Origin of the sequence: Paenibacillus silvae (genome assembly GCF_014639235.1) — a bacterium.
Taxonomy (GTDB): domain Bacteria; phylum Bacillota; class Bacilli; order Paenibacillales; family Paenibacillaceae; genus Paenibacillus; species Paenibacillus silvae.
The window spans coordinates 135889-157979 of record NZ_BMFU01000008.1 but is presented as its reverse complement, the minus strand read 5'-3'; the positions used below and the strand labels follow the sequence as shown (position 1 = coordinate 157979).

Annotated in this window: 17 protein-coding genes; 12 read left to right on the top strand and 5 right to left on the bottom strand. The window is 42.7% G+C overall.

The annotated features are described in order from the left end of the window. Positions 1 to 117: 117 nt before the first annotated feature. The 8 genes from IEW26_RS22500 (at position 118) to IEW26_RS30800 (ending at position 13007) form a co-directional block, all read left to right on the top strand. Positions 118 to 1857 carry an ABC-F family ATP-binding cassette domain-containing protein gene (locus IEW26_RS22500; protein WP_188593992.1) on the top strand — a complete coding sequence of 580 codons (1740 nt, stop codon included), beginning with the start codon at positions 118 to 120 and terminating at the stop codon, positions 1855 to 1857. A gap of 220 nt (positions 1858 to 2077) precedes the next feature. Next, complete coding sequence (locus IEW26_RS22495) at positions 2078 to 3163, top strand: 5-methyltetrahydropteroyltriglutamate--homocysteine S-methyltransferase (RefSeq protein WP_188593991.1); 1086 nt, start codon at positions 2078 to 2080, stop codon at positions 3161 to 3163. 69 nt (positions 3164 to 3232) lie between these two features. Next, complete coding sequence (locus IEW26_RS22490) at positions 3233 to 4723, top strand: aldehyde dehydrogenase family protein (RefSeq protein ID WP_188593990.1); 1491 nt, start codon at positions 3233 to 3235, stop codon at positions 4721 to 4723. Between the two features lie 404 nt (positions 4724 to 5127). After that, on the top strand, positions 5128 to 11163 hold the full coding sequence (locus IEW26_RS22485) for a DUF7601 domain-containing protein (RefSeq protein WP_188593989.1): 6036 nt from the start codon (positions 5128 to 5130) through the stop codon (positions 11161 to 11163). Between the two features lie 22 nt (positions 11164 to 11185). Continuing rightward, positions 11186 to 11962, top strand: a complete 777-nt coding sequence (locus IEW26_RS22480) for a class B sortase (RefSeq protein WP_188593988.1) — start codon at positions 11186 to 11188, stop codon at positions 11960 to 11962. A 104-nt stretch (positions 11963 to 12066) separates the two neighbouring features. Further along, the gene (locus IEW26_RS22475) at positions 12067 to 12702 is read left to right on the top strand and encodes a hypothetical protein (protein WP_188593987.1); all 636 of its coding nucleotides are present in this window, start codon (positions 12067 to 12069) and stop codon (positions 12700 to 12702) included. A 16-nt stretch (positions 12703 to 12718) separates the two neighbouring features. After that, positions 12719 to 12886 carry a hypothetical protein gene (locus IEW26_RS30805; protein WP_373288528.1) on the top strand — a complete coding sequence of 56 codons (168 nt, stop codon included), beginning with the start codon at positions 12719 to 12721 and terminating at the stop codon, positions 12884 to 12886. Further along, on the top strand, positions 12828 to 13007 hold the full coding sequence (locus IEW26_RS30800; protein ID WP_373288527.1) for a transposase: 180 nt from the start codon (positions 12828 to 12830) through the stop codon (positions 13005 to 13007). Before IEW26_RS30805 ends, IEW26_RS30800 begins: the two co-directional genes overlap by 59 nt. Positions 13008 to 13025: 18 nt before the next feature. On the opposite strand, the gene IEW26_RS22465 is transcribed toward IEW26_RS30800, so the two are convergent. Continuing rightward, positions 13026 to 13583, bottom strand: coding sequence for an RNA polymerase sigma factor (locus IEW26_RS22465; RefSeq protein ID WP_188594045.1), 558 nt, complete (start codon positions 13581 to 13583; stop codon positions 13026 to 13028). Between the two features lie 351 nt (positions 13584 to 13934). Here IEW26_RS22465 and IEW26_RS22460 point away from each other — a divergent pair, with 351 nt between their 5' ends. Further along, positions 13935 to 14525 (top strand): hypothetical protein, encoded by a 591-nt coding sequence (locus tag IEW26_RS22460; protein ID WP_188593986.1) that lies wholly within the window; start codon positions 13935 to 13937, stop codon positions 14523 to 14525. Positions 14526 to 14717: 192 nt separating this feature from the next. On the opposite strand, the gene IEW26_RS22455 is transcribed toward IEW26_RS22460, so the two are convergent. From IEW26_RS22455 to IEW26_RS22445, 3 genes are read right to left on the bottom strand one after another with little or no spacing between them, the layout of a single operon-like run. Then, entirely contained in the window at positions 14718 to 15299 is a 582-nt protein-coding gene (locus tag IEW26_RS22455; protein ID WP_188593985.1) for a stalk domain-containing protein, read from the bottom strand. A 17-nt stretch (positions 15300 to 15316) separates the two neighbouring features. Continuing rightward, positions 15317 to 16648: a M56 family metallopeptidase gene (locus tag IEW26_RS22450; RefSeq protein WP_188593984.1), complete on the bottom strand. Its 1332-nt coding sequence runs from the start codon at positions 16646 to 16648 to the stop codon at positions 15317 to 15319. Beyond that, positions 16648 to 17028 carry a BlaI/MecI/CopY family transcriptional regulator gene (locus tag IEW26_RS22445; protein ID WP_188593983.1) on the bottom strand — a complete coding sequence of 127 codons (381 nt, stop codon included), beginning with the start codon at positions 17026 to 17028 and terminating at the stop codon, positions 16648 to 16650. The genes IEW26_RS22450 and IEW26_RS22445 overlap by 1 nt, the downstream gene beginning before the upstream one ends. A 272-nt stretch (positions 17029 to 17300) precedes the next feature. Here IEW26_RS22445 and IEW26_RS22440 point away from each other — a divergent pair, with 272 nt between their 5' ends. The 3 genes from IEW26_RS22440 (at position 17301) to IEW26_RS22430 (ending at position 21085) form a co-directional block, all read left to right on the top strand. Further along, positions 17301 to 18893: an ABC transporter substrate-binding protein gene (locus IEW26_RS22440; RefSeq protein ID WP_229729980.1), complete on the top strand. Its 1593-nt coding sequence runs from the start codon at positions 17301 to 17303 to the stop codon at positions 18891 to 18893. Positions 18894 to 19039: 146 nt separating this feature from the next. Further along, positions 19040 to 20032, top strand: coding sequence for an ABC transporter substrate-binding protein (locus IEW26_RS22435; protein ID WP_188593981.1), 993 nt, complete (start codon positions 19040 to 19042; stop codon positions 20030 to 20032). Beyond that, positions 20033 to 21085, top strand: coding sequence for an NAD(P)/FAD-dependent oxidoreductase (locus IEW26_RS22430; protein WP_188593980.1), 1053 nt, complete (start codon positions 20033 to 20035; stop codon positions 21083 to 21085). It begins immediately after the preceding gene. A 91-nt stretch (positions 21086 to 21176) separates the two neighbouring features. On the opposite strand, the gene IEW26_RS22425 is transcribed toward IEW26_RS22430, so the two are convergent. Then, the gene (locus IEW26_RS22425; RefSeq protein WP_111269790.1) at positions 21177 to 21938 is read right to left on the bottom strand and encodes an AraC family transcriptional regulator; all 762 of its coding nucleotides are present in this window, start codon (positions 21936 to 21938) and stop codon (positions 21177 to 21179) included. Positions 21939 to 22091: the final 153 nt, after the last annotated feature.

Below are 22091 nucleotides of genomic sequence, written 5' to 3'. Positions count from 1 at the left end.
CAAACCAATTGTACTAGCCTTCAATCGGTGTTACGCTGAGAATCGAATTCTCAAGCTTACGTTCTGCAACAATTCCAAACAATTATCACCATTATAGATACCAAGAAAGGTAACACCATGATTAACGTTGAACATCTATCTTTTTCTTTCCCGCAAAAGGAACTTTATAAAAACATTTCATTTACGCTTGAAGAGGGCCAACACTGTGCTTTTATCGGCACAAGCGGTAGTGGCAAAAGTACGCTGATCGAAATTCTGATGGAGCCGGACAGACATTTGTTTGAGGGGAAGCTGGAGATCGATCCTGATTGCAAAATCGGATATGTGAGTCAGTTCTCGCAGGTAGATCCCGCCAGAGATATAACTGTATTTGAATATATCGGAGAAGAGTTTATCAAGCTTCAGGATGAAATCACAGCGATCTATGCGGAAATGGAATCTGCGTCGGATATGGATTCGCTGCTGGAAAAGGTTCAATCAGCTATGGACGCACTGGATGCCATGGGCGGAGATGATTATGAAAGTACCATTCATAAACAGCTGAGTCTGGCCAATCTCATGAAGCTGAAGGATGCTAGCATATCGTCCTTAAGCGGCGGGGAATTCAAGCTTATTCAAGTGATGAAGGAAATGCTCCACCGTCCGGATCTGATGATCATGGACGAACCTGATGTATTTCTGGACTTTGAAAACCTCAATGCGCTTAAAAAATTGATCAACTCCCATAAAGGCATACTTCTGGTCGTTACGCATAACCGCTATCTGTTGAATCATTGTTTCAACAAAATTATCCACCTTGAAAATATGGAACTTCAGGAATTCGACGGACGATATATCGAGTACAATTTCTCATTGCTTCAGACGAAGATTGAGCTGCAAGAGATTGCGGTTGCTGAAGCGGAGGAGATCGAGAGATACGATGGTGTCATCGAAAATCTCAGAGCGATCGCAACGATTAATTCGGAAGCCTCCAGAGGAAGAGCGTTAAAAGCGAGAGTGAAATTTCAAGAACGATTGGAAGCGCGCAGAATCAAAGCGCCATTTGTCGATATCAAACAGCCGAATATTCAATTTGGTCTGAATCATAAAGTGGAAGACAGCATTGTTATTAAGGTTAATAACTATAGCGTTTCTTTTGATGAGCTGCTTTTGCGTGATGTGAACTTTGAGATCAAGTCGACAGATAAAGTGGCCATTATCGGCCCGAATGGTACGGGGAAAACGACGCTGCTCCGGGATATCTTCAAAAACAATCAGGAATCCATTGAAATCAATGAAGATATCAACGTGGCTTATTTATCACAGCTTCAAGGCGAAACGCTAAAAGATACAAATACGATCCTCCATGAATTCATCGATGCCGGGTTTGCAACGTATGATGAGATCAGAGCCTATCTTTTGAACTACGGCTTTGAAGGTGAGATTCTGGATCAAAAGATCGAATCATTATCCGGCGGCGAAAAGAATATGCTTCAATTGGCTAAAGCTGCTGCGTTTCATGCAGATTTGCTGCTGCTTGACGAACCGACAAGCCATCTGGACATCTATTCGCAGATCGCATTGGAGAAAGCCATCGAAGAATATCAGGGCGCAATCCTTATGGTTTCGCATGATTTCTATTCAGTCGTTAACGGTATGGATTATGTACTCATCATTGAGGACAAGACGATTAGAAAAATGAGTATGCGTAAGTTCAGACAGATGATTTATGCAAGTCATTTCAATAAAGACTATCTGCAAAATGAACAAAAGAAAAAGGCTGTTGAAATGCAAATCGAGTTGGCTTTGAAGGATACCAATTTCGAACGTGCAAAAGGCTTGGTCGATGAACTGGAAGGAATTATCAAGCAGCTATAATCGTAGTAGTTGAGAACTGTACATTTTATTAAAGAACGATGAATTAAGCATATCGCTCTACTCTATAAATCCACTACCCCTCTGAGGTTGTGGATTTTTGCTTTTTGAGGTCTTTTAGCTATTGCTAAAAGCTATGACCAGTCATGCTTTTTTCATATAACATATAGTCAATTCGATCATGCTATACTCAGGAAACTAAAAGTTAGAAGGAGATTTTTCTATGATACCATTTCGTAATGATCACGTTGGAAGCTTCCTGCGTCCTGCGAACTTGAGTCAGGCACGTGAACAATATAAATCAGGCAACATCACATATGAGGAACTTAAAGCTGTAGAGGATCAAGAGATTATCCGATTGATTGAGAAACAAAAGGAGAACAGTGTATTCGCAATTACGGATGGTGAGTTCCGCAGAAGCTGGTGGCATTTTGATTTTCTGGGCGGCTTGGATGGCGTAGAGCTGTATGAGGAAATCGATGGACCTCAATTCCATAACATGCAGACTCGCAAGGGTGGAATTCGAGTTGTAGGTAAAGTTGACTTCTCTACACATCCCTTTGTGGAGCATTTTAAATTTTTGAAAAAGCATGCAGGTGATGCCGTGGCAAAACAAACTATTCCAAGTCCGAATATGCTTCTTTATCGATTGGAAAACGGCGCCAACATCTATACGGACCGGGAGCAATTCCTTCAGGATACAATTGCAGCCTATCAAAAAGCCATCCAAGCCTTCTATGATGCAGGATGTCGTTACCTGCAATTAGATGATACAGCTTGGGCAGATCTGTTTTCAGAGGCTGGTCATGATAAGCTGCGCGCTAAAGGTTTGGAACCGGCCGAAGAGTTGAAAACGATGCAGCGCATGATTAATGAAACCTTGGCTCATAAACCGACAGATTTAGTGGTGACAATGCATATTTGTCGTGGTAACTATAAATCCAACTATTTCTCAACGGGTGGTTACGATTATGCTTCTGAGGTTATTTTTGGAGGCTTGAACGTAGATGGCTTATTCTTAGAATTTGACGATGAGCGCTCAGGTAGTTTCGAGCCATTAAAATATGTGAATCGAACAGATTTGAAAATCGTACTTGGTTTAATTACATCGAAAACCGGCGAGCTAGAAAATAAAGAGCAGATCAAAGCCCGGATTGCGGAAGCGGCAACCTATGTTCCTCTTGATCAGCTTTGCTTGAGTCCACAATGCGGCTTTTCATCTACAGAAGAAGGCAATATTTTAACAGAAGAACAACAATGGCGGAAACTTCGTTATGTTAGGGAAATTGCAGAGGAAGTTTGGAATTAATCTGTCATCGGAGTGGTTTGTGTAAAATCGATCATTAGTTCATCTTATCTAAATAACGGAGGGGATTTCATGACGATTCAACCAGATCAAGAGACAGTTACAGTTGAAGCCTTTATTGATGGTCAACATATAAAATCCCTTTCGCAGCTAGCAAAAGAAAATCCGGCTAATCCATCTGAAATCGTAGGCTATTTCCCTGTCACGACGAAAGAACAAGCAGTTGAGGCAATTGAAGCGGCTGCAGGAGCTTTTAAAACATGGAAGCAGACCTCGATCGATGAACGCATTATTCGGATGCGCAAGGCGATAGAGAACATTAGAGCAGCAGAGAATGACATTGTGCAATTGCTGTCTAGAGAGCACGGCAAGCCGCTGTATGATGCGCATGGTGAGATTTTTGTTTCGCTGATGTGGATGGAGTTTGCTTGTAATGAGGCTAAATCCGTTCTGGCGGAAGAGATCCACGAGCATGACCATGGTAAAACGATTGTATCCTATGATCCAATCGGTGTGGTGGCAGCGATTAGTCCATGGAATTACCCGATTGCTCTCTCTACAATCAAGATCGCTCCAGCTTTACTTGCGGGCAACACGATTGTGCTCAAACCAAGTCCATATGCACCACTGGCTGCGGCTAAGGTGGCAGAGATCATTGCGAGTGAGTTCCCGGCTGGTGTAATCAATGTCGTTTATGGTGATGCGGATGTGGGTGTTGAACTGACAAGCCATCCGCTTGTGACTAAAATCGCCTTTACAGGTGGAACAGCAACAGCGAAGCATATTATCAAAGCCGCTTCCGAAACGATTAAAGATATGACACTGGAGCTTGGTGGGAATGACGCAGCAATCTTTTTGGAAAGCTTTGATGTTCATGATGAGCGAGCTATGCGCCGGATTGTCATCTCTAACTTCTTGACGACAGGCCAAATTTGTATGATTGCCAAACGCGTATATGTACACCGTTCGATTTATAATGAATTTGTGGAAAAATATATAGAGGCCGCCAATCGTTGGATTCGAATTGGTGATCCATTTGATCCAAATACGACGGTTGGGCCCGTCAATAACCTGAAGCAGAGAGAGTACGTGAAGGGTTTGGTTGAAGATGCACAGAAGCGCGGGGCAAAGGTCATTGCTCTCGGCCAAATCCTGGATCAAAAGCGGTTTGAACAAGGCTACTACCTGCAACCTACGCTTGTATTAGATTGCGATTATAATGATCCGATTGTGGTGGAAGAACAGTTTGGTCCTACCGTTCCGATTCTGCCATATGACGATGAAGAGCAGGTCGTTAAATTACACAATGAAAGCATATATGGTTTGACGAGTTCTGTATGGGGAAAAGAAGACGATGCCATCTCTCTGGCCCGTGAGCTCGAAGCTGGAACAACGATGATCAATACCGCTGCTGTGCAGGGGCTTGATGTTAGGTACCCTTTTGGTGGCTTCAAGCAATCGGGTATTGGACGTGAATACGGCGCGGAGGGTATCCGCACATATACGGAAAAACATGTGATCAACGTTCCCAAGATGCTGGATCTTCCGTATATACCTGAATAAATTTTATAGAATAGCACACCAATTCAACATCGTGCAGGGATTAAATATGATGTGAAATTAGAAATAAAAATTATATTCCGGTTCTCCATTTTCGCTTTGTTTACTGATTGTTAAATCAGCAGACAGGGCGTTTTTTTTGCTTCCACATAAGATTCGTGACCCATATTATCGCTAAAATGCAGCACATATTAAATGGAAGCAAATCAGTGCAAATCATGTCTAAAAGGGCATATATACCCGTGGTCAGAATTTGGTTAGACCTCTAATTTATAATGGTCAGGTATGCCATATAAATTTGATGAGATCTTTCATCGATTTCCTATCGTAAGGAGAAAAGCAGGTAGGGGGAGAGAAAAAGTCTCTCGGTTCCGCCAAAAATTTTAGAAATGGAGGAGATTCTCGTATTGAAGCAAAGACGCAATGTAGGTAAACCGTTATTGTCCTTATTTCTGGCAATTATACTTGTTTTGCAGACAGTGACGTTTTCTACTGCTGCATATGCAGAGAGTGGGCCTAACGATACTGAAATGGGAGCGGTTAGCGAGCCCGACTCGCTGAGTATGGACAAACCGTCTTCAGTATCTGAGGCAGTGTACGATGTACCAGACAATTCCATAATGATGGCTGCAGCAGTCCCAATGGATAAAACATCCGTATTTATGGGATCCAATGAATCCTTTCCGCTGGAGTTGAAGCAAGGGAATGTGGTCATTGATCTGAATGGTATTATTCAGGGACGGCAACCATTTACACTCAAATCGGAAGGGCTCAAGGTACCCGTCAATGGGGATGATTCCAATCCAACGAATGCAGATCCTGAGAAATACATCCAAAAGGGTGACTGGATTGAGCTGAAAAGAGAGGATTACTTCAAGGAAGTCGTGCTTCCGACAGCGACGAGGCCCTTATATGCACAGACTGACTCAGGCACCAAACAGTTGGGTACGACCTATTTTACTCCAAACAGCATTCGAGTTGTCTTTGACGGTGATGATAACTTTTTCAATGGTGTTGGACGAGGGATCACCTTCAGTTTCGAAACGACAGCTAATGCAGATGTAACGGGATTGGATTATGGCGATAAAAAGCCTGTCAACATCTTTGGTAGTACATATCAACTAGAGAATCCAAATGTTACAGCAGAGTATGGTATTACGTTAACCTCGCCTGGAATGATCAGATGGGATCAGTATAGTTATCGCGGGCTTCAGCCGGCTCAATTCGTTGAAGGTGCGATTACTTGGCAGTCAACCGTATCTGCATCTGATCAGTTTGATAAAACGATCAAATTGCCATTAGACGGGAAGACATTTTATACGAATCCTTCAGCATATAATACAGGCTTTGGAAATTCACGCGGTATTTATGTGGAGGGGTCCTTCAAAGTTAACGATCAGAACGCAACCCCAGTCGTTGGAGCAGACGGATCGCTGACTTACATTTTCCCTTCGGGAACAGGTCCGGAACCAAAAGTGGAATATAAAACCTGGATTCCTAAGGAATCGTATTATTATGAGTATCGGAATCCACCAAGCAATCTGGGGCGTAGCTACCGAGATATGACTGGTAAAGTGGAACTGAGACAAGAAAATAGCATGCTGGTACAGGCTGGGCTGGAGATGTCCTTTGCTCCCGACTGGATTCAATCCAGTGCCTCATACGATCATGCGAGTGAGACCATTCTTTGGAAAGTCACGGTTAACCAATATAACAAAAAAGGTTTGAAGGACTTTACAATTACCAATGTTTTACCTGCCGGGCTGGACTTTTTATCGGCTGAATGGCAAGAGAATGGCACCGAATCTGGATTAACACCCATTACACCAGATGCAAACGGCGTGTATTCTTTTGGGAATATTAACGGTAAAGTGGATTTATTTGTTAAAAGCAAAGTAATAAGTGGTTCCAGTTTCAGAATCGACCCTCGTGCCAATTGGAATCTGGATACATCAGATGGCATACAGAACAACGATGTGAAGGCGGGTACGAGACCCGCAGCTGTAACGGACGAGGCCATCGTTAACATCGGCGCGCATAATTTCACAAAATCAGGTGCTGTTTCTACAGAGGATTATAACCAAGGCAGCATCACATGGACGGTTAACCTTGCTCCACAATATGCTCTGCCGAATGCGGCGGTATATGATGTCCTCGTACATGGTGGTAATTTGGATGTCTTGGACAACGCCGTAGATGTAACTGGTGAAGTGAGTGCAGAAACCATTGCGAAGATCAAAGCAAATGTAACTTCCGCGCAGCTTTGGAAGCAGTATAAGGCAGAAACACTGAAAACGAGTGCAGCCAATCTGACCATGAAGGCGATCCCTTTAACGGTGGACGGTAAAGTGGTGGCAGATTTGATCAAGGTGAATGGATATACGGAAAATTCCGCATCCTTCAGCTTCCGTGCACTGGAGACTAACCCGGACATCCTTTTTAGACAGGACATCAACGTGGGGAAAACAAGCTCGAATCGCGCTTTGCTCATTGATGGTGGAAACGTAATACAAGCGCAAAACAATGCCAATCTTCACCTTCGTATGCTGAATAAGGATATGCTCTTTGCATCGAAGCCATTGAAAGAAGATGGTACACTTGAAAATGTAAGTCCAAATAATGTTAATAGTTACATTAGAAACGATAGTAATGAGACATGGACAATATCTGCTTATGACCGGACAACGAAGACAGTCACCTTCCGTCTAGGGGTAAATATGCCTGGATATAACACAGAAGAAATGGCAAAGGACGGCGGTAATCGAGTCATTAGCAATATGAAGTTAGTGGACACTTTGCCTGAAGGCTGGGAGTTCGTTCCTTTTGCTGAAGGTAAAGATTATGAGCTTTGGAAAGGATTTTCCGACAACGGTGCAGGTACAGAATACGGTACGAGAAACGACGCCAAAACTATTATTGAACCAGGCACTAGTGCTCATGTTATAAGCTCCTTCACCCATAATGGCAACGTAGGAACATTCACTTTTTCTAAATTGGAAAGTCCCTATGTGATCTTGGTGAAGGCAAGACCTTCTAACGAAGCTTTAGAGGAGTATTTGAACGAATACACGACCAATGGCACGGACAAGCAAGTGTTATATAACAAAGCTGACCTCCATATGTCTTGGGGTGGAGTAGAAAAGATTGTCTCTGAACAGCGTAAGATTATCGTTCCGATCCAGACTCTGGGCAAGACGGTCACTAAACCTGTTCCAGGTGTGTTGGAATGGACGGTAAACTATACTCCGCCATTTAACATGAAGCAGGGCGTTTATCTGGAGGATACCCTGGGTGCAGGCATGAACCTGCGTTATGAAGAAAACGGAAAGCTTGTATTGACATCACCTAGTATGGCCGTCTATCCTGCTAAACTAACGGCCAGTGGTACTCTGGAACGAGGTGAAGCTCTTGACCTGAGCGACCCTAATAGCGAAGTTCAAGTAGAGGTTGCGCCAGGCGCAGGAAGAACTACCGTTCTGAAATTCAAAATGAATGATCCTAATAAGTTTTACCAATTTGTGTACCAGACAGAAGTTGATCCCTCTACAGCGAAAGCCGGAGACAAAATGGGCAACGAGGTAAAACTGGAGGGCGATGACAGTCTGAGTGCTGTCAGTGCCAGAAGCGAAAGTACACTGGACAGCTCAGACGTAGCAGGTAGTTCAAGCTCGAATGCCTTGTTGCCTCTGAGAAAAGTAGATCCGAATGGAAATCCGCTTAAAGACGTAGAATTTACACTCTATAAAAAAGATACTGGAACTACAGTTACCAAAGGGAAAACGGATAGTTTAGGGAAACTTAATCTGCTATTCCCTGACCCAGGCTACTATGAGCTGAAGGAAACGTATATTGACACAAATACTTGGTTGCCAACGACTAGGGTTTATCAAGTATATGTAGGAAATACACCGGGCAAACCACTCTGGGTAGACGGAGTAAAAGTAACCTCGGATCAACCGCTGATTGTGCCTACTCCTGCTCAAGGCAAGCTGACCATTACCAATAAGGTAGAAGGCAACGGCAGTGATCCGAACAAAGAGTTTGTATACACCGTGACCTTTACTGGTGAAGGTCAGGACGGAGACTATATCTATAAAAAATCGGATAATACGTCTGGAACGCTCAAAAATGGAGACAAGATCGTCCTCAAGCACGGGGAATCTGTAATGCTTCCTGCTTTGCCTGCGAATCTGGCCTATACCGTGACCGAGGATGATTATACGACCGTTGATGGCTATACAACTACACCTGATACGAGAGAACTGTCCGGCTCCATTGTGAACAAAGGTGATCATAAAGCAGACTTCATCAACGAACGAATCGTCAACAAGCTGACCATCAGTAATACGGTCATGGGCAACGGTGGCGATAAGACGAAGGAATTCGAGTACACCATCCATTTTGAGGATACAGGCAGAGATGAGAGTTACTCCTACATGAAGTCGGATAATAGTACAGGTACAATCAAGTCTGGCGACACCTTCCGCCTCAAGGACGGAGAGACACTGGATATTTCAGGCCTGCCTAAACATCTGAGATACACTGTTAGCCAAACAGATTACACAACCGATGAATATATGACTACTCCTGAGGAACGGTATTATTCCGAAGTGATGAAAGGCATGGATGAGGAAGCTCCATTCACGAACGTGCGCGTCTTGAAGGGCGGACTACTCATCAGCAATATAGTGAAAGGCAAAGACGAAGATAAGAGCAAGCTGTTTAAGTACACAGTCACCTTCACTGGTGAGGGATCAGATGAGTCCTACGTCTATGAGAAGTCCGATGGCAGCAAGGGCATGATCAAGAACGGCGATAGCTTCGAGCTTACCGATAGCCAGACACTTATTGTGCAAGGACTGCCGTCATCTCTCGAGTATACGGTAACGCAGGATGATTATACGAAAGACGGTTATGTGACAGACCCTGAACGTTTTGTTCGCACGGGTGTGATTCCGGAGAAAAAAGCGGCTGAAGCTAAATTTAAAAATACTCGCCCTTATCTGGAAGGTGTACTGCGTGACAACAATACAGGAGAAGTCATTCCGAATGTATCCATCACAGTGACCGATCTGAAGACAGGTGAAGAGCTTCAGAATGAGACCAATGAGAAGGGTGAATATTCGGTCCCGGCCGTAGCCGATACGGACTACACGATCACATATACGAAGTTGTATCGGGTAGGCGGGAAAGATGTACCTGTCAAATTCACACAAAAAGCGAATGTGGACAGCAGTCTTACAGACGAGACTGTTCCAGCTGATATTACGGCTGTAGGTATCATTCTGCTTAAACAAATGGATGGAACAACAGAGCTATTTAACAGCTTGCATACCAGCCATATGTATATCTACCTGAAGGACAGAGACGGTAACTATATTACGGAAAATGGTCGTCCTAAGGCTTTTCCAATGGCTTCCAACGGAACTTTCTCCGTGGAAGGCTTAAGCGAACAGAAATACACAATGGAAGTTCGTTATCAAGTGGAGACTGGTGAGGAGTTGCTCCTCAAAGTGACGCAACTTGACGTGAAAGCTAACGGTGAGTTGAATATCTCTGAGGAATTAGTTGACCCTTACGGTACGGTCTATGATGAAACTACAGGAAATGCGAGCACGGGCAAGAAAATTGAAGGGGCCAAAGTTACACTGTATTATGCGGATACGCAGCGGAATAGAGATAAAGGCCGCATTCCGGGTACAAAAGTAACGCTTCCAGCGGTTCCGAATTTCCCGCCGCACGACAACAAGAGTCCAGAGCAGGATAGTGACGTGAGTGGACTCTATGCATACATGGTGTTCCCTGAAGCGGATTACTATCTGGTCGTAACGAAGGATGGATACGAAACGCACACTAGCGGTACGATTTCTGTAGATTTTGACATTGTTAAATATGATGTACCAATGAAGCCGATCCGTTCAGGTGGTGGCTCCGGCGGCAACAGCGGAGGCAATAACGGAGGCAGCAATGGTAACAGTGGAACCGACACCGGAACTCCAGGAACGAACAATGGCAACAGTGGAACCGACCCTGGTATCCCAGGAATCAACAACGGAACTCCAGGAACCAATAATGGCAACAGTGGAACCGACCCTGGTATCCCAGGAACCAACAACGGAACTCCAGGAACGAACATTGGCAACAGCGGGACCGATAATGGTATTCCAGGAACCGACAGCGGTACTCCAGGAACCAACAACGGCAACAATGGAACCAATAACGGTACCCCAGGAACGAACAATGGTAACAACGAAACCAACACTGGCAACAGTGGAACAGACAACGGTGACCAAGTTACTGATAACGCCAGCAGCGAGTTGGACGATGCTCCGAAAACAGGAGACAACAGTATATCGCCAATGTTTTATATGATTTTGGCGCTGATGTCCTTGATCACGATCGCGTTCTGTTTGCTCGGTAACAAGAAGAAAAGGCACATCTAATGACTGGAAAGGCGGTAAGAACATGAGTAAAACTAAAAAAATTCTTATCGCCATTTCCTCCCTTGTGTTGGTATTTTCCCTCATCGCGATTTCGAGAACGCTGCTGCGAGATTATGCTGAGCAACAGAAAATAGATGAGTTGGCAAGCATGTGGGAGGAAGGGTCGAATAAAAACGGAGGGGATGCAATCCCCTCTTTTTTGTTCAATAAGAAGAATAATCAAGTTATGCTCCCTGAATTTCAAGCCCTTTACGAGCGGAACTCGGACATTGTGGGCTGGCTGAAGATTAACGGCACTCGAATTGAGTACCCGGTCATGCAAAACCCACAGGATGCGGAGTATTATCTGGATCATGATTTTGATAGGAAGGAAACTCAAGGTGGACTTCCTTTTTTGGACAGACATAGCCAGATCAGGGGTTCAGATATTTTGCTGATTCACGGGCATCACATGAAAAGTGGCTGGATGTTTAAAGATCTAATGAAGTACAAGAGCGAAAGCTTCTATAAAGAGCACGCTGCATTTGAGTTCAGCACGCTTTACGAAAAGGATGAGTATGAGATTGTTGCTGTTATTCTATCCAAAGTGTATCGTAAATCAGATGACGTGTTTAAATACTATCAAATTGAGAATGTAAAGACGTCCGCCGAGTTCGATGCATATGTTCAGAATATCAAAAAGCTCGCTCTTTATGACACAGGTGTCACAGCTCAGTATGGTGATAAACTTGTTGTACTGTCCACATGTGAATATTCGACTGAAAATGGCCGGCTAGCGGTAGTTGCTAGAAAGCGTTAAGGTTGAATGTAGGTAGATTAAAGCCAAGTCTTCTTTATAATGGAGATGAGTGCTATGTACGAATAAAACAAGTGGACATCAGATTTTGGAGAGGGAGTTGTAAAGTGACGATAGGGAATCAAGCGAATATTTTGACGACTAGATTAGAATCTGTTCTTTATTATGCCAAACCTTTCTTAACCAATGAACATAGAGCAGGCTGGATCGGCGGGAATGCACCCGAGTTTTTCGACGCCCAGTCAGAACTCATCCACGAAGGTAACCAAAAGTATTCTTTTTATCTGAGCCTTAACCACCCCTTCAAACCAGAGTGCATGATTTCGATCTTTATCCCTAAGGATCGTGAAACCTATTTGGAAAATAACATCTATCCTCATTGCCCAATCAAGGTGATTGAACATCCTCTTTCAGCAGAAAGCACCCAGGAATCCTTTACTCATAAGGATCTGATAAAACACTTTATTTCAAACGGACAACGAAGCAAGGACGAAATATCAATGGAGCAGCCCTTTTTGATTAAGGTGGGCGGTAATCCGAGACTGATTCAAAATGAAGACTATTATTTCGCAACACTCAAGAAAGAGTCACTATCATTCTTTTTCCAAGTCGAAGAAGATGGTTATCCTGATACATTGATTCGAGAGGATGGCGATTATCCATTTGGTTTTGGTTCGCTATATATTTTCGCCAAAATGGGTACAGAAATACAACACCCTGTAGCCGGTTTCTGTCAGTTTTAAGTACCATGCCATATGGGTGACGAAAAATCGATATAAGGTACTCAAAGGACCCTTGGCAGTACGAACACGTGAACTGATCAGGCAAGGATGCGAAGCGAGAGGAATTGCAAAATTGCAAGGGAAGTGTGGGCAAGGAACATATTCATCTGTTGTTATCCAGTCCACTGAGTTTGGCACCAAGTAAAATCGTGCAATATTTGAAGGGAAGATCGCCTCGACTATTGCAAGATGAATTTCCGGAGTTGAAAAAGAAATACTTTTTAAATAATAAACCTCATCTAACGATGAATTATATTCATTATTGAGAATTGAACTGGTCGAGTCTATTTATCCCAAACCTTGGAAAAAGAGTAGAATAACTTTTTTCTGGCTCTGGAAAGAAGTTGTGCAACTGCTTGCTCTGATATGCATTGTGCATCTGCGATGTCTCTATAGGACTTTTTCTGTATGTAAAAAAGAATTAAAAAGGTACGGTACTTTTTATTCAATCCATTAAGCGTTTCATAAAGTAATTCGTTTCGGATGTGATTTTCTACTAGATTAGCAACGTCAGAGACTGAGCCATGAGTGTCGATATTTATAACAACTTTTGCCTGAGTAAAGTGACAGTATTTCTTGCCCTTCTTGTATAGATCATAAGCTGTGTTCCGTGCAACAGTGCGAAGCCAAGCTTTAATATTGGAGTTTTCTTTCAGATAAGGAGCTTTTGTAATGACCTTTAAAAATGAATCTTGCACAACATCTTCGGCTAGTTCATGATTTTGGAACATAAAATAGATATCTTGATAAATTAGCTTACTATATTCTTTATATATCCATTCTTGTAATGAGTCATCAAGGCTGTCAAAATCGCTATGTAGCAAATACATCCATTGCTCCACCTGACACCACTCACTTTTCATATGTTTTCTTTATGACTAGAATCCATTAATACTAAATATTAGCATATAAACTATGATTTGTCTTCTATTACTATTAAAATAATTATCGTTATATTTTGTTATTATCAATCGTTTAATAAGTAGATGAGTCATCTTGAATTGACATCTCTTCAGCCTACCTTATGCAACTCGCCAGTTACAAGATGAATAATAATATCCATTACATAATTCTGGCTAATAGGGTGGCCGATAAATTTAGCAGAAAGTGAGGTGAATCGATTACTGTTATTTGGCCTGTAATATTTAACAATCCATTTGAGTATTAACAATCTATCTTTGGGAGGAATATCAATGAGATTTGGAAAATCAGTCCTTTTAGCTATAGCTATGGTGATGCTATTCTCTACCTCAGTATTTGCTGCCCCAGTCCAAGTCCAAGACCGTACACCGAATGAGAAAGTGGAAATTGATTTTTCGCAGGAGGGAAGAAATGTTGACGTTCTCAATGTAGCGACCGGAGAGTTAGTCTCTTATGATGATAAAGGAACTAAAATTACTACGTTCCTGACTCCAGAACAAGTAGCTAGTAGAACAGGTCAGGGTGAAGTAGGGTTATTTGATTATGATACTGGTCTGGTTAACATAACTGTTCCGAAAAATATTAATGGTAATCAGGGGGCACTCGTTGGTTTCTACGATACAGTTGCTCCACATAGTTATGTAAATCTTCATATAATTTCACTTCCTCAGACCACGATGCCTACAATTAATGTTGCATTTACTAACGGCATGGGCGATGATACCGCTTGGGCTGCTAATATCCCAGAAGGATATGTAGTTAGCATGAAGGCAAGATATCCTAGCGAAAGTTATGTCGCACGAGTAAGTACCAATGAGTTATATTCTTCCATCGCATTATTGAGATCGTTCACGAGTTATTAATAATTGTATAATATTCGAGAGAAATGTCGTACTAGCTAACATCTGCTAGATGTGTTTACTATATTGCGTGACTGGAATCCTGCTCGTTATGAATGGCAGGCCCAGTCACCTTTTTTTATGCAGAAATTGAGCTTGAAAAAATGCACCCCTAGGGAATCTTTGGGGTGCACTCTACACGGACAGCTGCTGTTTTTATTCTTGTGAGAATGCAGCTAAACGTTTTTTAGCGTTCCATTCCACTTTTAAACCCAGTGCTTCAGCTAATTGTCTAACAGGTAAAAATGTCACATTCTCCTGAACTAGAGGTGTTGCTCCACTAATTAGAAATTTATCATCATTAACTACCATCTCTGAACTGCCAATCTGCATTGAAATACGATGTCCCGGTTTAGTTAAATGTATTTTTGATTCCTTTTGGTCCCACGTAACCTCGAAATCAAACGCATCTGCTATAGCACGTAATGGAATCATGGTTCTGCCATCTTCAATAAAAGGCCCACCCCCGCTTCCTGCTGTTGTGTGTAAATATTTTCCGTTCACTAAGACTTTCACATGTTTTTTTGTAGCTTCTTCGCAAGTAGGGAACTCATGAATTACATTATTTTTATCAGTAATAGTTAAACTACTTTTTGACCCATCTCTAGTATTACTGCTGCATGATGGAGTAGGTTCAATATCTGACCAAAAAAAATTATCTGCTGCATGAGTAGTTTGAACAACGCACAAGGAAAAAATAGCCATTAGGCACAAAGATTTTGTCTTTAACAATTTCAAACAATATCAACTCCAATCTATGGTTTGAGTATTTCTTTCACGCTAACAGTTGTGACTCCATCTTGAGTCGCGAGTTTAATTTCAGTCAAATTAACCAATAATTTAGCTAGTTCAGTTATCTTCCCCTGTTGTTTTAGTTGTGTTACGTACCCTTCAGGGACACTGAGGTTATTCTCAAGGTGGAGACGAATACGTTCAATCACTTGATCTGTGGTCATCTTCTTTTCTGGTTCACGGGGAGGTTCAGGAATGATATTACCCTGTTGATCATAAGAAATAGAGGTTCCATCACTACTTCTCACGGTTACATTACTTCCGCCTTTTAGTAGATATTGTGAGGAGGGGGTTGTTGCAGCGCTAGCATAGCTTGAAGCTAACCCACCACTACTGATTAGTAAGAGGCTTGTGGCGACAGACAATAGTACAATGGATGATTTTTTCTTTTTCACATTCATCAGGTTTCGCAATCTCCTTTTCATGTTTTCTTTAGAATGATAAAAATGACTTACACCTATCGGGTTTCGCTTCATCACACCATATTCCAGCATAGATAAAAGAGTTTCCCCGTATATTCTGCGATCTCGTACATTTAAATTTTGAACCACCTTTTCGTCACAAGATAGTTCACAATAGATCATGGTCTGCTTTTTGAGAAAGTAAACCATAGGATTAAACCAATGAATCGAATTAGCAAGTAGCACAATCAGCTTTACTAACAAATCACGACGATTCAAATGAACAAGTTCATGAGAAAGAATCAAAGCTTTTTCTTTTGGAGTAAGATTCGTGGTGGGCATAACAATGACAGGTTTTATAAATCCAATAACCATTGGAGTTAAAGCATGGGGACTTACAAAGAAATGAATACCATGTGAATTTTTTTCATAAGATAAAGGGCTTTTTTGAAAAATTAATTTTTTGAATGTCCAATAATTTTTTATGTGTACTCCTAGAAAAATAACCACTCCTGTGCACCAAATTATCAATGTAACTAACACTATATAATTTTGATTGCCTAGAATATAAAGGTAGTCAATATACCTTTGAACAACTATTTTGGTTTGACTGTATTCCGAAAATGGACTAACTGTGTTTATAAAAGGATTTTTTTCCAATTGAGCATATGATAAGGGGTCTAATTTATTGTTTAATACCATTGATTCTATATAAGAGAATAAATGAAGGGTTACTTCTGTACCCCCTAATAAGAAAAAAACAGGAATAAGCGATGTGTAATAATGCCATGTTTGCGAAAAAAATTTTTCTGTTATAGTCCTTAAAATGTGTTGTATTAGCCAGATCATTGAGCCAACAGTAGAAGCCACGAAAAGAGCTAATAATATCTTCATTATTGTTCACCTTTTTCGTGTTTGAACCATTCCCTTAGTTCTGCGATATCTTTTTGGTTCAACTCGTCATCATTAACCAGCGCTGTAATGAAGTTCTTTGCTTTTCCATTGTATAGGCGATTTAGAAAGCTTTGAGTTTCATATCGTCTATATTGTTCCAATGTGATTGTAGCTTCATAATAGTTAACCTTTCCTTCCATCGATTTGGTCAAAAAGCCTTTTTCAATTAAACGTTTTAGTATAGTGGACATAGTTGATGTTTTCCAATCTTTGTCTGCGAATTTACTCAATAGCGTTGTAACTGTTACGGCTTCTTGCTTCTGCCAGATCACCTCCATAACTTCTAGTTCAGTTTCAGATAATCTTCCTAAGTATTTCATCAGTTATGCACCTCTAGTAACAACTACGACAACATGTCGCAGTTAAAATATACGACAAGTTGTCGCAGTTGTCAATATTGAACTTACTTGGTAGGTCGTATTCATTCTAGGCATCGTACTCCAAAAATAAACTTTCAGACTTCACGTCCTGTCTGCGGTTCACAACAAACCAGTAGACAGGGCGTTTTTTGTTCGTTAAGTTGGTCTTAGACACATACGAGTCATAGCGGCTCGTAAATACACAACGGACAATGATCTGAAGGAGTACACGCATGCTTGATATACACCCTGACATGTTAGCACAATGCATCGATATTATGGATTTGATGAACGTACTATGCGAACATCCCCGTCTGCAATTGGAGCACACCTCTCTTCTATTGGTGACGGATGGACAAGCTACACTATCCATGAATGGGCGGGAAGAGCATATGGTCTATGGCCATGTAATCGTTGTGGAGAAAGGCTCAGTTATCCAGCTGACCGATACATATCATATGGATTTTTCCGGTTACTTCATAAGCTTTCGAATGTATGATATCCAAACCAATACACCCTGCATGTACAGTGTAAATACACAGGCCGGGTATGCTGTGCAGAAAATACCTGAAACCGTCTTGAGCGATACGCGAATCGCACTCCATAAAGCTGCAGCAGCCGATGAGTTAAGTGTAACGATGAAACAATTTATTTTGTACAACCTGCTCAAAGAGTTAAAGGAAGAACGGAGACCGGAAGAATTCACACTGGAAGAGAGGCTGGCGCGTACTCTTGTACATATGCAGCAAAAGTATAATCAGTCGATCAACCGAGAAGAGCTTGCGGCGATTGCCGGATACAGTCCTGCATATTATTCCAGGCAATTCATGCAGTTATATGGCAAAACTCCGATGGAATATTTGATTCGTTATCGTATTTTCCGTGCGCAAGAAATGCTGTTAACTACAGGTGATTTATCTAAAAATGTAGCCAAAAAAACAGGCTTTGATGATGCCCAATATTTTAATCGACAGTTCAAGCGGTTCGTGGGCAAAGCGCCAAAACAATTCATGCACTCCATTGCAGATTATCGAATATGCTTTCTCTCGGCGGCACACGCTGAGATTGCCATCGGCTTAGGTGTAATTCCCCATGGTGTGACGGTGATAAGCTCCTTAACGCCGAAGTATCAGCAAGATATGTTTAAGCATTATGGTGTGAGCCTGATCGAGATGCCTCAGTATGTTTTCCAACCGGATCGTATTGCGCAGATCCAGCCTGATTTAATTATTAGTGAACATTTAACGGAGGAGACGAAACAACAACTGCGCGCTGTAGCTCCCGTAATCACGAATCTGCCCCCAGATCTGAATTCGCTTATTCATTACTTGGGGCATTTGTTGAACAGACAGAAGCAGGCGAGCCAGCTTATTCAAGAGTTAGAAGAGCGGGTAGACACGCTAAAGGATAAAATCGACAGTCATATCAAGGGTGAACCCACTGTGCTTTATTTGCGCGTAGAAGAGTCGGGTTATCGGTATGTCGGTGAATCCTCCTGCGATACGGCCATTCTGTTACATAAGGAGCTAGGCTTGCCCATACCTGAGACATTTCGGACAAACGAGAGAAGCTTCAACATATGCTCATTACAACAATTAGCTGAAGCCAATCCTGCGTATTTGTTTGTGGAGAAGCGCATCATGGACTATTACAGTGCAGACCTCAGTCTGGTGAATCTACAGGGCAGTGAGCAGTGGGGGGTTCTGGATGCTGTAACGAACAATCGAGTCTTCTATGTGGATACGGGTCTATGGATTAACAATTGCAGTGTATTTGGAAAAAGAAAGATTATGCAGCAGATTGAGCAAGCCATGTTAGGCAGTTAGGTAAGTCTCTAGCGGCGTAGAGCCGACAGCACAATAATCCACTGTTTAGGGCACTTTACGCTATAGTAGGTTGTCTCATTATTCCTTATAATTTGATAGTGATAATCATTATCATTGTAAATCAAAGAAAAGGGGTTATAGTTGTAATGAGAACAATCAGAAGAACAATGCTTTATATTGTTTTAACATTAACTGCACTTGCTCTAACAGCTTGCTCTAACACCAACACCACTCAAGAGAGTGGAACGGAAGCCAGTGTGGCAGGAACAAAAGGGGAGCCGGCAACACGTGTGGTCAAAGATGCTTTCGGCGAGGTCACGATTCCGGTGGAGCCTAAAAATATGCTGGTTCTCAGTCCCAGTTATGCTGAAAACATGATCGAAATCGGTGTCATCCCGAACGCAGTTACGCTTGTTAAAGAGATCGAGCCTGAATATCGTCCGAAGCTGTTCAACGAACATCAGGTGAAAATGATTCAAGTAGAACAGTACGAGGATAACTTTGAACTACTCATCGAGGAATCACCCGATCTCATTATTGCGCAGGGTGCAGCCATTGATGCCAAAAAGTATGAGGCGCTAAGCAAGATAGCACCCACAGTTGCGGTTGATGCGGGTATAACGATTGAAGAATACGTTCCTGCACTGGGTAAGCTTTTTGGAAAAGAGAAGGAAGCGGAGCTTGCGCTCCAGAAATACATTGACAAGATCGGAGACACAAAACAAAAACTTCACAATTCTATCGGTGATGCCAAAATTCTCGTCATTCGTGTAGAACAGAAGCAATATCGCGTGCTTGGCCAGGAAAAGGACAGCCCTGGCAGCGATATGTTATACCATAAGCTAGGACTGAACATACCAACCAAACTGAAGGATAATCATGACTGGTTCACACCAATCTCCCTGGAAGTGCTGCCTGAGCTGGATGCGGATTATATTTTCGTGGAACAACGTCAGATGCAAAATTACAGCAGTGAGCAGTCTATGAAGGATCTGGAGAGCAGTCCGCTGTGGCAGGGGATGAATGCCGTGAAAAAAGGACAGGTGTACCCGCTCAAAACTGCCGATTTTGTAGATGGTGAAGGTCTGGTCGGATACCCGCTATTCATGGATTATCTCGTAGAAAAGTTGGTGAAATAGATGAAGCGTGATATCTATGACGTAATCATTATTGGCGGCGGCCCTGCGGGCATGTATGCGGCATTCTATAGCGGAATGCGCGAGATGCGGACAAAAATAATCGAAGCAAAGCATGAGCTTGGTGGATTTATGCGAACGTACCCGGAGAAGATGGTCTGGGATGTTGGCGGGATTGAGCCTGTACGATGCGAAAGCATCATTCACTCCTTGATCACACAGGCCACAACCTTTGATCCGACAATCGTATATGGACAAGAAGTGGTAGGCATGGATAAAGGGCATGACGGTATATTTACTCTTACGGCGAACACGGGAGAGAAGCATTATACCAAAACCATTATTCTTGCAACCGGGAGGGGCATTACGCGCATTCAGAAATTAACCGTGGAAGGTGCAGATCGCTATGAACTGAGCAACCTTCATTACACGGTTACGAGCTTGAATCGGTTCAAGGATAAGCGTGTGCTTATATCTGGTGGAGGCGATTCAGCAGTAGATTGGGCTATTGAAATTGCGGATCTGGCCAAGGAAGTATATGTCGTTCACAGACGCGATGACTTTAGTGCTTTTGAATCCTCGGTAACCCGCATGAAATCGGTAGCAACCACTTATGTTCCCTATGTCGTTACCCGCCTGCATGGTCAGGATAATCAAATTGATTATGTCACACTGCAGCATGTGGATTCACAGGAAGAGATAAGGCTTGATGTGGATGAAGTGCTTGTCAACCATGGGTTTGAGCGTAATTTTGGCGGGGCCATTCTGAATTGGGGATTAGCTTCGGAAGAGTGGGGCATTACGGTTACACCTCAGATGTGTACGAGCATTCCAGGCATTTTTGGAGCGGGGGATATTGTTACGAATGAGGGTAAAATCCGATTGATCGCAGGCGCGTTTAATGATGCAGTCCATGCGGTAAACAGTGCCAAGCTGTACATTGACCCTACCGAATCCAAGATGGCCGGTGTTTCCTCTCACAACGATCGTTTCGCGGAGAAAAACGAGGATTTACGCCAAAAAAACAAGAGCACCAATGGTAATGCAGTTCAATAAGAGAGGTCAAATCTCATCATGTCGTCTAAAATAAAGAAAGCCGAATGTTCCCTTGGCGGGGGCATTCGGCTTTTTTGCCTTCCGGTGGCGCTTAATTGCTTTTAAGCTGCAAGCTTTTGCGATAAGAGCGCGGCGTTATGCCGGTTTCTCGTTTGAACATGTTGCAGAACTGGGCATCATTCACAAAACCGGACTCGGCGGAGACGTCTGAGATGGACATCTGTGTGCTGGCTAACAGGTGCTTGGAGTAATCTAGGCGTTTGATGAGCATATAGCGGGAAGGGGAGGCCCCGTATTTCTCCTTGAACAGATGCCGGAAGCGGTCGTAGCTGTAGCCCGACATGTCTGCCAGCATTTCAATGGAGAGCCGCTGTGTAAAATGCTCGTTCATATAAGCAAGCACATGCTGGAGCCGGTCCCCGGAGAACAGCGGATACATACTGTTACCGCCCCGATGCAGCAGGTGAAGCAGCATATGATGCAGACGGTCGTTCAGGTAATCCTGTGCACCCTCACCACGTCTTGTATATTCGGTGTTCAGCTGCAGCATGTAGTTGTGGATGCTGTGCTCCCGGTCATCCTGATGCATGCCCTGAAGCTCTCCAATCTCGGACAGATCGGTCTGAAAGCCAACAAAAAGCACCTCCGCATCCCCGCGGTGATCCTCATCATGCTGCTGATGGGGAGAGATGAGCGCATACGTACCAGCCTGAAAATGGTAGCTGTGCTCTCCAATCATGGACGTTCCATTTCCCTTAAAATAGTAGATCAACTCATAACATTCGTGGTGATGAGGGATGATATGCGTGAACCTGGCATGTTCGGCTCTGACAACATATAGAACTTGATCCATTATTGCTTTCCCCCTAATTTCGACATTTAGCCGAATCGTACAAAAAAGTGACCGAAATCAGATAAATATCAACGCTGAATTTTGTTATGATCATACTCATAAACGAATGTTAAACGAAATTAAACGTTTATACGTTCGGTTATTGCTGTAAAG